Here is an 8,845-nt window from a genome sequence, read left to right on the forward strand (position 1 = left end):
CCACCAGCCGGCCCACGTCACCGCGGCGACCAGCGCGCCGAGCGCGACGCCGACCAGCGGAAGGGCGGTCATCGCGCCGCGGTCGAACGGCCGATCCCGACCGGCGGGCATCGGGACGACGGTCTCGAACGCGAAAGCCGCTGCCAGCGAACGGATCACGATGCAGACATGCGATCGGTGACGCCGGCATCGGCGAACGTCGCCATCGACGCGCAGGTGGCCACCGCGGCCCGCAACACCGGCAATGCCAGCGCCGCACCGCTGCCTTCGCCGAGTCGCATGCGCAGATCGAGGATCGGATCCAGACCGAGTTGAGCCAGAGCGAGCTCGTGCGCGGGCTCGGTCGAACGGTGGCCGGCCTGCCACCACAACCGCGCACCCGGCGCGAGTTGCTCGGCGATCAACGCGGCGGCCGTCACGACCATGCCGTCGAGCAGTACCGGTGTCCGCCGCACAGCGGCCTGCGCACAGAAGCCGGCGATGCCTGCCAAATCGGCTCCGCCGCAACACTGCACGGTTGCCACCGGATCGCCCAGCACGTGCTCGGCCCGGTACAACGCATCGCGCACCGCTGCGGTCTTGCGGGCCCATCCGGCGTCGTCGATCCCGGTCCCGTAACCGACCACGGCCACCGGCTCGACGCCTACCAGCGCTGCGACCAGAACTGTTGCCGCAGTGGTGTTTCCGATACCCATATCGCCAGCGATCAGCAGGTCGGCACCCGAGTCGATCTCCTGGTCGGCAATCTGGCGACCGGCGTCGATCGCGTCGCGGGCCTCCTGCCCGGTGAGCGCATCTTCGGTGGCGATGTCACCACTGCTTCGCCGCACTTTGTGGGCGCCGATCGCAGCGGACGGCAGGTCGGCGTCCACCGCGAGGTCCACGACCCGCACGGTGGCCCCGGCGATGTCGGCGAGCACGTTGATTGCCGCGCCGCCGGCGGCGATGTTGGCGACCATCTGCGCGGTGACTTCAGGGGGATATGCCGACACTCCGGACCGGGCGACGCCGTGGTCTCCGGCGAAGACGACGATCCGGGCATGCTCGAATTGCTCTGGTGGACAGTGTCCTTGGCACGACGACACCCATGCGGACAGATCTTCGAGGCGGCCCAGCGACCCGCGCGGCTTGGTGAGGGTGTCCTGGCGGGCGCGCGCAGCCGCCGCGGCGGCTGTATCGGGCGGCGTCACCGGCGCGAACATCGTCACGTTTGGGGCTGCTTGATCGCCAGTGGCTGGCCGGCTACCACCAGCACGACGCGCTCGCACAATGCGGCCAACCGCTGATTGAGTGAGCCCAGCTCATCGGTGAACCGGCGGCTCGACGCGGTGCCGGCATGGACCGTCAGACCGACCTCCGGGCTGACCAGCACCAACGGAGCGGTGAAACTCGCGATGGCGCTTGTCAGTTCGTCGAGGTCGGTCGATACCGACCCGCCCTCCCAGGCCAGGCGCCGATCCAGGGTGGCGGCCAGCCAGCCGCCCATGTCGTCGACCAGCGTCGCGGTGTCCGGTGCTCGTCGTAACTGCCCTGCGACATCGTCGGTTTCGACGGTGTGCCAGTGCGGCGGCCGACGGCCGCGATGCTCGGCCACGCGCTGCCGCCAGGCCGGATCGCTGCCGCCTGCCTTTCCGGTCGCCAGGTAGTCCACAGTCTGATCGGTCGGCAGCGACTCGGCGATGGCCGACTCTGCCCACCGGGATTTGCCTGACCTGACTCCGCCGAGCACCAAGGTTCGCACCGGGGATCGTCTACTCGACGCGGTCGGCGTGCGTGACCTGAGGTCGCGGTGCCCGCATCCGGCGCATCTGGGATGCCCGGCTGGTCGCATAAAGCCCTAGCTTCCAACGACTTTCGGTATCCTGAGGGAACTTCTCGTCGACCTTGTGGGCGACCTTGCGACCAAGGATCAGCCCGTCGAGCGCCATCACGAGCATCAACACCAGCATTGCGGGCGACACGTAGAGCTGAAGCTGAGGGACGGCGAACATGAAAAACATCAGGCCCAGCGCCGACGGCATGAACAGACCGAGCGCGTTGCGACGAGCATCGACGATGTCGCGGACATACCGGCGCACCGGCCCCTGATCGCGGGACAGCAGATACCGCTCATCACCGCTCATCATGCGCTCGCGTCGCTCGGCCATCTGGGTGCGCCGCGCGGAAGTCTGCTGTTTGCGTTCCGCACGACTGAGTTTGGGTCCGGCCAATGACTTCCGCCGGGCCCGGGCCTCAGAAGAGGTCATCGGTGCCGGCGCGACCGGGCCCTTGCGGCCCGCGTCGCGTCGGGGCGTGGGCCGTCCCTTGCGGGCCGTGGCCTGCGGGGGGCTCGGCGCCGCCGCTTCGACGCCGTCGGTCGGCGGCGCGGGCGCGCGCCGGTTTTCGCCCTTGCTACGGCCCAGCAGTTTCACGCCCGCCAGGTTACTTAACCGCGGAGGCGTCTGGAAAACGGCCGAGATGGCCCGACGTTCTACTGTTGCTCAAATGAGTGGATCGGCACGCGCTGCGCCGGCCCTTCGTCTGCTCATCGCGCCCGACAGCTTCGGCGACACCCTGACCGCGATCGAGGCGGCAGCGGCCATCGCCGCGGGCTGGAACCGGGTGCGTCCTGGAGATCGCATCGTCGTCGCGCCGCAGTCCGACGGCGGTCCGGGGTTTGTCGACGTGCTGGCCAGCCGGTTGGGGGAGCGTCGCACGCTGACCGTTCGCGGGCCGCTGACCGCTGACGTCTCCGCTGCGTGGGTGCTCGACCCGGTGTCGCGGACCGCCTACCTGGAATGCGCGCAGGCCTGCGGACTGGCCTTGCTGGCCGGTCCGCCGACGCCGCACACCGCACTGGCGGCGCACAGCAGTGGAGTCGGTCAGCTGATCGCCGCGGCCCTCGAGGCGGGCGCGACCCGCATCGTGGTCGGGCTGGGTGGCTCTGCCTGCACCGACGGCGGTCGCGGGCTGATCGAGCAGCTCGGCGGCCTTCCGGTGGCGCGGCAACGCCTCGACAGAGTTGAGCTGGTCGCGGCCTGCGACGTCGAATACCCGCTGCTGGGGCCCTGGGGTGCGGCCCGGGTGTTCGGCCCGCAGAAGGGCGCCGATCGTGACACCGTTGCCACCCTCGAAGAACGCCTTGAGCAGTGGGCCCGCGAGCTGGACACCGCCGGTCGGCCGGTCAGTGCGGAGCCGGGCGCTGGGGCCGCGGGCGGGATCGGGGCGGCGCTGCTCGCGCTGGGCGGCCGGTGCCGGTCGGGCGCCGGGTTCATCGCCGAGTGCACCGGCTTGGCCGCCGAACTGGCCGTCGCCGACCTGGTCATCACCGGGGAGGGCACATTCGACGAGCAGTCGCTACGCGGCAAGGTCGTCGGAACGCTGGCTCGAACGTCGCCGGTACCGGTGGTAGTGCTGGCCGGCCAGGTCACGCTGGACGAGGCAACCTTCCAATCCGCGGGAGTTCTGGGCGCGGCCGGCGTCGCCGATTACGCCGGCTCGACACGGCTCGCGCTGGCCGATGCTGCCAACCAGTTGATGGGGCTGGCCGCCGAGGTCGCGGCACGACTCTGACGAACGGCCCTACGACAAGGTACCGTTGGACAGGTGGGTTGACTCGCCGAGCGAACCCACCAGCACGCACGTACTTACTCAGGAGAACCTATGACTGTTCAGGACGAGTCAGCCACCGCCACCACCCACGGCGCGATCTTGACCGACGCCGCGGCAGCCAAGGCTAAGGCGCTGCTGGATCAAGAGGGGCGCGACGACCTGTCGCTGCGGATCGCGGTCCAGCCGGGTGGCTGCGCAGGCCTGCGCTACAACCTGTTTTTCGACGACCGCGCCCTCGACGGTGACCTCACCGCCGAGTTCGGTGGTGTGACGCTGACCGTCGACCGGATGAGCGCCCCGTACATCCAGGGCGCCTCGATCGACTTCGTCGACACCATCGAGAAGCAGGGTTTCACCATCGACAACCCGAACGCCACCGGCTCGTGCGCCTGCGGCGACTCGTTCAACTGATCTTCGAGCGGGACTCAGTACACTCCCGCGCTGTGTAGCACGTAGGAGCACACCAAGATCTGGTTGTGCTGGCTGATCAACTGTGCGACCCCCTGCACCTCGCTGCGCGTACCGTTGCCCGTCGGCGCTTGTACACGCATGGTGAACAGCACTTGCGCTTGGTAATTGGACCAATAGACGATCTTGTCGATAGACGTCACCCGCGCCTCGGTGAACTGCTTGCGGAACGCGTCGCTGCTGAGCTTGGCCAACGCCTCGTCGGACCGGCGGTCCCGGACGGCGTCGTAGATACCGCACAGCGTATTGCGTGCGATGGCCTCGATGTCGCGATGTTCCAGCGCGTCGAGGTAGCCCTGGATCGCCGACCGAGCGGTCGCATCGGAGAACGTCCCCGGTGCGGCCAGCGGAGCGCGGTGCGTGCCGTACAAGACGGCGGCGGTCGCAACGGCGACGACGGCCAGCGCGATGCCGCCGCGGACGAGCAATCCGCGTCGGCGAGGCTTCGAGAGGGGCGCCGGCGGCGGCATCGGACCCGGGTCTGCCTGCACCTGCTGCGGTGTCGGGTATCCCGGCGGGGCTGCAGCGGGCTCACTGGGATGTATGCCGGCAAGCGGCGGTCCGTCGGAGCCGCCACGTTGGTCCGACGAGTACGGACCCGGCATAGCTGGATCTCCTCGGGTAGCAAAGCCGCAGGGCCCTGGACGCGTCAGGCCGCCGCGAGGTTCTTTTACGGAGGCTAGCTGGCGCATGCCCGCGGTGGGGAGCCGACCACGGTCACGGGTAGGCTTCGATAGCCGAACTTAGGATTTTGAAGGGGTGGAGTTTCGTGACTATCGCGGTAACCGGTTCTATTGCCACTGATAATTTGATGCGGTTTCCAGGTCGGTTCTCTGAACACCTGTTGGCCGAGCATCTGCAAAAGGTGTCGCTGAGTTTCTTGGTCGATGACCTGGTGATTCATCGCGGCGGCGTCGCGGGCAACATTGCCTTCGCCATCGGTGTGCTCGGTGGCGACGTGGCGCTGGTCGGGGCCGCCGGTGACGATTTCGTCGACGATTACGGCAAGTGGCTGCAGTCGCATGGCGTCAACACCGACCACGTGCTGATCTCGAAATCCGCTCACACCGCGCGTTTTGTCTGCACCACCGACGAGGACATGGCCCAGATCGCGTCGTTCTACCCGGGGGCGATGTCCGAAGCAAGCAACATCAAGCTGGCCGACGTCGTCTCCTCACTCGGCAGGCCGGACCTGGTGATCATCGGCGCCAACGACCCGGCCGCGATGGTGGTGCACACCGAGGAGTGCCGCAAGCTCGGCCTGCCCTTTGCCGCCGACCCCTCGCAGCAGTTACCCCGGCTGTCCGGCGAAGAGATCGACAAGCTCGTCGACGGCGCGGAGTACCTGTTCACCAACGACTACGAATGGGAACTGTTGCAGTCGAAAACCGGCTGGTCGGAAGCCGACGTGCGGGCCAAGGTCGGCCTGCGGGTGACCACGCTGGGCGCTAAAGGCGTCGACATCATCGACCGCGACGGCGAACGCGTACACGTCGACGTCGTCCCGGAGACCAGCCTGACCGACCCCACCGGTGTCGGTGACGCCTTCCGGGCCGGATTCCTCACCGGCCGCAGCGGTGGCCTGAGCCTGGAGCGTTCGGCACAGTTGGGCTCACTGGTCGCGGTTCTGGTACTGGAGTCGACCGGCACCCAGGAATGGAGCTGGGATCCCGCCACGGCGAAGGTCCGGTTGGCGGATGCCTACGGCGACGACGCGGCCGCAGAAATCGCCGCGGTGCTGGGTTAGGACTCCCGCCCGGCCCGCGACACTTAACCGGTGGTGACAACACGCCGACGCCGATCGCAAGGAGTTAAGTCTCGGCGAAGACGGCTCGGGCGAGAGTGCCTAGAGCTCCACGGCATACTGCGGCTCGCTGATCTGCGGAACCACGCGGTGCTCGATAAAGATCGCGTGCCACAGCATGAAGATCAGTACCGTCCATAGCCGGCGGCTGTGATCGGCTGTGCCGCAACGGTGTTCGTCGAGCATCCGCCGAACAGCCGCGCGGTCGATCAGGTAGTCGGTGGCTGACGCGTCGATCGCCTCGTGCGCCCACTCCAGCAGCGGGCCGGCGCGCAGCCAATGCCGGATAGGAACCGGGAATCCCAATTTCGGCCGGTTCAGCACATGCGCGGGCACGATCGGCTCCAGCGCGCGGCGCAGGGCGTACTTGGTGGTCGTGCGGGTGATCTTGGCCTCTACCGGCAACCGGGACGCGACTGCGAACACCTCGGGATCCAGGAACGGCACCCGCAGTTCCAGCGAGTTGGCCATGGTCATCTTGTCGGCCTTGACCAGGATGTCGCCGCGCAACCAAGTGAACAAGTCGATGTGCTGCATCCGCGCGACCGGGTCCCAGTCGGCGGAATCGACGTAGAACGGCGCCGTGACGTCGGTGTGCGTCCACTCGGGACGGAATACCGCCAGCACGTCGCGCAACTGCGCGTCGGAGAAGCTGCGGGCATTGCCGTAGTAGCGCTCCTCGAGGGTCAGTGATCCGCGGTGCAGCAGGCTCTTGCCGCGCATACCGTCCGGCAACGGCTTGGACACCTTACCCATCGAGCGCCGCAGCGGGCGGGGAAGATAGTCGAAAGGTTTCAGCGACAACGGTTCCCGATAGATGGTGTAGCCACCGAACAACTCGTCGGCGCCCTCGCCGGACAGCACCACCTTGACGTGCTTACGCGCCTCGCGGGCCACGAAGAACAATGGCACCAGCGCCGGGTCGGCCACGGGTTCGTCGAGATACCAGACGATCTCGGGCAGCGCCTCGACGAACTCCTCCGCAGTGACAACCTTGGCGATGTGCCGGGCACCGATCGCCTCGGCCGACGCGACCGCAACGTCGACTTCGGAAAATCCCTCGCGCTCGAAGCCGGTGGTGAAGGTGATCAGTCGCGGGTTGTGCCGGATGGCCAGCGCCGCGATCGCCGTCGAGTCGATACCGCCGGACAGGAAGGCGCCGACCGTGACGTCGGCCCGCATGTGCTTGGCCACCGAGTCCTCCAGAACCGCGGTGATCTCGGCGTAGCGGGCCTGCTCGGTGCCCTTCGACAAGGGCACCGTATGGAAACGTGGGACGAAGTAGCGGGTGGTCTCCGGTTGCCGTCCGGGGCGGATGCGGGCGTAGCAGCCCGATTCCAGCCGGCGCACGCCGCGGTGCAGTGTCTCGGGCTCGGGCACGTACTGCAGCACCGTGTAGTGCTGGACGGCGCGCTCGTCGATCCCAGTTGCGCCGGGGTCGAACTCGATCAATTCGGCCAGATCCAGTAGGCATTTCTTCTCGCTGGCGACCGCGGTGCCGCCGGTTCCGGTTGCCACGAAAAGTGGCTTGATGCCGAAAGGGTCCCGGGCACAGAATAATTCGCGGGTTACGGTGTCCCACAACGCGAAGGCGAACATGCCCCGCAGTCGCGGCAGCGCGTCGGCGCCCCAGTGGTGGTAGGCGGCCACGATCGCCTCGCCGTCGCCGTCGGTGGCGAACACCGTGCCATGCTGTTCGGCGAGCTCCGCGCGCAACTCCAGGTAGTTGTAGATCTCGCCGTTGAACACCAGCTCGTAGCGGTCCGGGGATTCCGGCGGGCCCCAGCACAGCGGCTGATGCGAATGCGCGATGTCGATGATCGAGAGCCGGTTGAAGCCGAACACGACCGTCCCGGCCGGGTCTGCCCAGGTACCCGGTTCGTCAGGCCCGCGGTGGCGCATCAGGCGCGACGCCTGCGCGATGGCCTCGGCGGTGGCGTGCGCGTCGCCGTTCGGCTCGGCTCCGGCCGGGGCAGCCACGAAGGCCAGCAGTCCACACATCGCCGCTAAGTATGCCGCAAGGCGGCGGTCGCTCATCTATGCCGCACAGCGGTGACCTGATATGGGGCGGGCCTGCACTCGGCTCCGCGGCGTGAGTGGTCTACGCTGCGTAGTATTCGACGTGCGAGTCAGCCGACAGTCCCCCTGACCGGGGATGTGTGACGTTGGTCCAGCTGGTGATTCTCAGGAGGCGTGACCGTGACATTTCGCGGGCCAAGCTTTTCGCAGGGCTTGTTGAAGAGCCGATCGGCAGATTCCCGCAGGCTTGGTAAGCCGGCGGTAATCGGCATGCTGGGCTTGCTTGCGGTGAGCCTGAGCGGGTGCAGCTTCACCGAGGCCATGGCGTTGGGCTGGCCGACCGGCATCACCGAGGAAGCTGCCTGGAACCGCCAGCTGTGGATCGCCGCGGTGATCGCGTCGCTGGTGGTCGGCATCATGGTCTGGGGCTTCATGTTCTGGTCAATGGCGTTTCACCGCAAGAAGGCCACCGACACCGAACTGCCCCGGCAGTTCGGCTACAACATGCCGCTGGAACTGGTGCTCACTGTCACGCCGTTCCTGATCGTCTCGGTGTTGTTCTACTTCACCGTGGTGGTGCAGGAGAAGGTTCTGCATCTGGCGTCCGACCCCGAGGTCGTCATCGACGTCACCGCGTTCCAGTGGAACTGGAAGTTCGGCTACCAGAAGGTCGACTTCAAAGACGGCACGCTCCATTACGACGGAGCCGACCCAGCCCGCAAGGCGGCCATGACGTCCAAGCCCGAGGGCAAAGACTCCCACGGCGAGGAGCGGGTCGGCCCGGTCCGTGGGCTCAACACCGAAGACCGCACCTACCTCAACTTCGACAAGGTCGAGACGATCGGGACCAGCACGGAGATCCCGGTGCTGGTGCTGCCGGCCGGCAAACGGATCGAGTTCGTGCTGGCCTCGGCTGACGTGATCCACAGTTTCTGGGTGCCGGAGTTCCTGTTCAAGCGTGAC

The 8,845-nt window shown here is 67.4% G+C and carries 8 protein-coding genes and 2 pseudogenes; 4 read left to right on the plus strand and 6 right to left on the minus strand.

The features are described from left to right. From AC2VOU_RS14210 to AC2VOU_RS14225, 4 genes and pseudogenes are all read right to left on the minus strand, one after another. Window positions 1-159 (minus strand): annotated as a pseudogene (locus AC2VOU_RS14210) (adenosylcobinamide-GDP ribazoletransferase); the annotation flags it as partial. Beyond that, window positions 156-1,208, minus strand: coding sequence for a nicotinate-nucleotide--dimethylbenzimidazole phosphoribosyltransferase (gene cobT / locus AC2VOU_RS14215; RefSeq protein WP_486957963.1), 1,053 nt, complete (start codon window positions 1,206-1,208; stop codon window positions 156-158). The pseudogene AC2VOU_RS14210 and the gene cobT, both read right to left, overlap by 4 nt. Then, window positions 1,205-1,741, minus strand: coding sequence for a bifunctional adenosylcobinamide kinase/adenosylcobinamide-phosphate guanylyltransferase (locus AC2VOU_RS14220; RefSeq protein ID WP_486957964.1), 537 nt, complete (start codon window positions 1,739-1,741; stop codon window positions 1,205-1,207). Before AC2VOU_RS14220 ends, cobT begins: the two co-directional genes overlap by 4 nt. A gap of 10 nt (window positions 1,742-1,751) precedes the next feature. Continuing rightward, window positions 1,752-2,411 (minus strand): DUF3043 domain-containing protein, encoded by a 660-nt coding sequence (locus AC2VOU_RS14225; protein WP_486957965.1) that lies wholly within the window; start codon window positions 2,409-2,411, stop codon window positions 1,752-1,754. A gap of 46 nt (window positions 2,412-2,457) precedes the next feature. Here AC2VOU_RS14225 and AC2VOU_RS14230 point away from each other — a divergent pair. Continuing rightward, window positions 2,458-3,549, plus strand: a pseudogene (locus AC2VOU_RS14230) (glycerate kinase family protein); the annotation flags it as partial. A gap of 93 nt (window positions 3,550-3,642) precedes the next feature. Beyond that, window positions 3,643-4,002, plus strand: coding sequence for an iron-sulfur cluster assembly accessory protein (locus AC2VOU_RS14235; protein WP_486940447.1), 360 nt, complete (start codon window positions 3,643-3,645; stop codon window positions 4,000-4,002). A gap of 14 nt (window positions 4,003-4,016) precedes the next feature. On the opposite strand, the gene AC2VOU_RS14240 is transcribed toward AC2VOU_RS14235, so the two are convergent. After that, window positions 4,017-4,664, minus strand: coding sequence for an Rv0361 family membrane protein (locus tag AC2VOU_RS14240; protein ID WP_486957966.1), 648 nt, complete (start codon window positions 4,662-4,664; stop codon window positions 4,017-4,019). 164 nt (window positions 4,665-4,828) lie between these two features. Between AC2VOU_RS14240 and AC2VOU_RS14245 the strand changes: the two genes are divergently transcribed. Then, window positions 4,829-5,806, plus strand: coding sequence for a carbohydrate kinase family protein (locus tag AC2VOU_RS14245; protein ID WP_486957967.1), 978 nt, complete (start codon window positions 4,829-4,831; stop codon window positions 5,804-5,806). 99 nt (window positions 5,807-5,905) lie between these two features. Here the strand turns inward: AC2VOU_RS14245 and asnB are convergent, their stop codons facing one another. Continuing rightward, the gene (asnB, locus tag AC2VOU_RS14250) at window positions 5,906-7,864 is read right to left on the minus strand and encodes an asparagine synthase (glutamine-hydrolyzing) (protein WP_486957969.1); all 1,959 of its coding nucleotides are present in this window, start codon (window positions 7,862-7,864) and stop codon (window positions 5,906-5,908) included. 198 nt (window positions 7,865-8,062) lie between these two features. Between asnB and ctaC the strand changes: the two genes are divergently transcribed. Then, window positions 8,063-8,845, plus strand: a 783-nt coding sequence (gene ctaC / locus AC2VOU_RS14255; protein ID WP_486957968.1) for an aa3-type cytochrome oxidase subunit II, incomplete at its 3' end; no start/stop codon positions are given.

It is taken from the genome of Mycobacterium sp. TH-M25 (assembly GCF_057473665.1).

What these genes read in the sequence shown, in the direction of transcription:
- AC2VOU_RS14235 (WP_486940447.1), top strand. Translation starts at nt 3,643, where the DNA reads ATGACTGTTCAGGACGAGTCAGCCACCGCCACCACCCACGGCGCGATC.
- AC2VOU_RS14240 (WP_486957966.1), bottom strand. Translation starts at nt 4,664, where the DNA reads ATGCCGGGTCCGTACTCGTCGGACCAACGTGGCGGCTCCGACGGACCG.
- asnB (WP_486957969.1), bottom strand. Translation starts at nt 7,864, where the DNA reads ATGTGTGGACTGCTGGCCTTCGTGGCTGCCCCGGCCGGAGCCGAGCCG.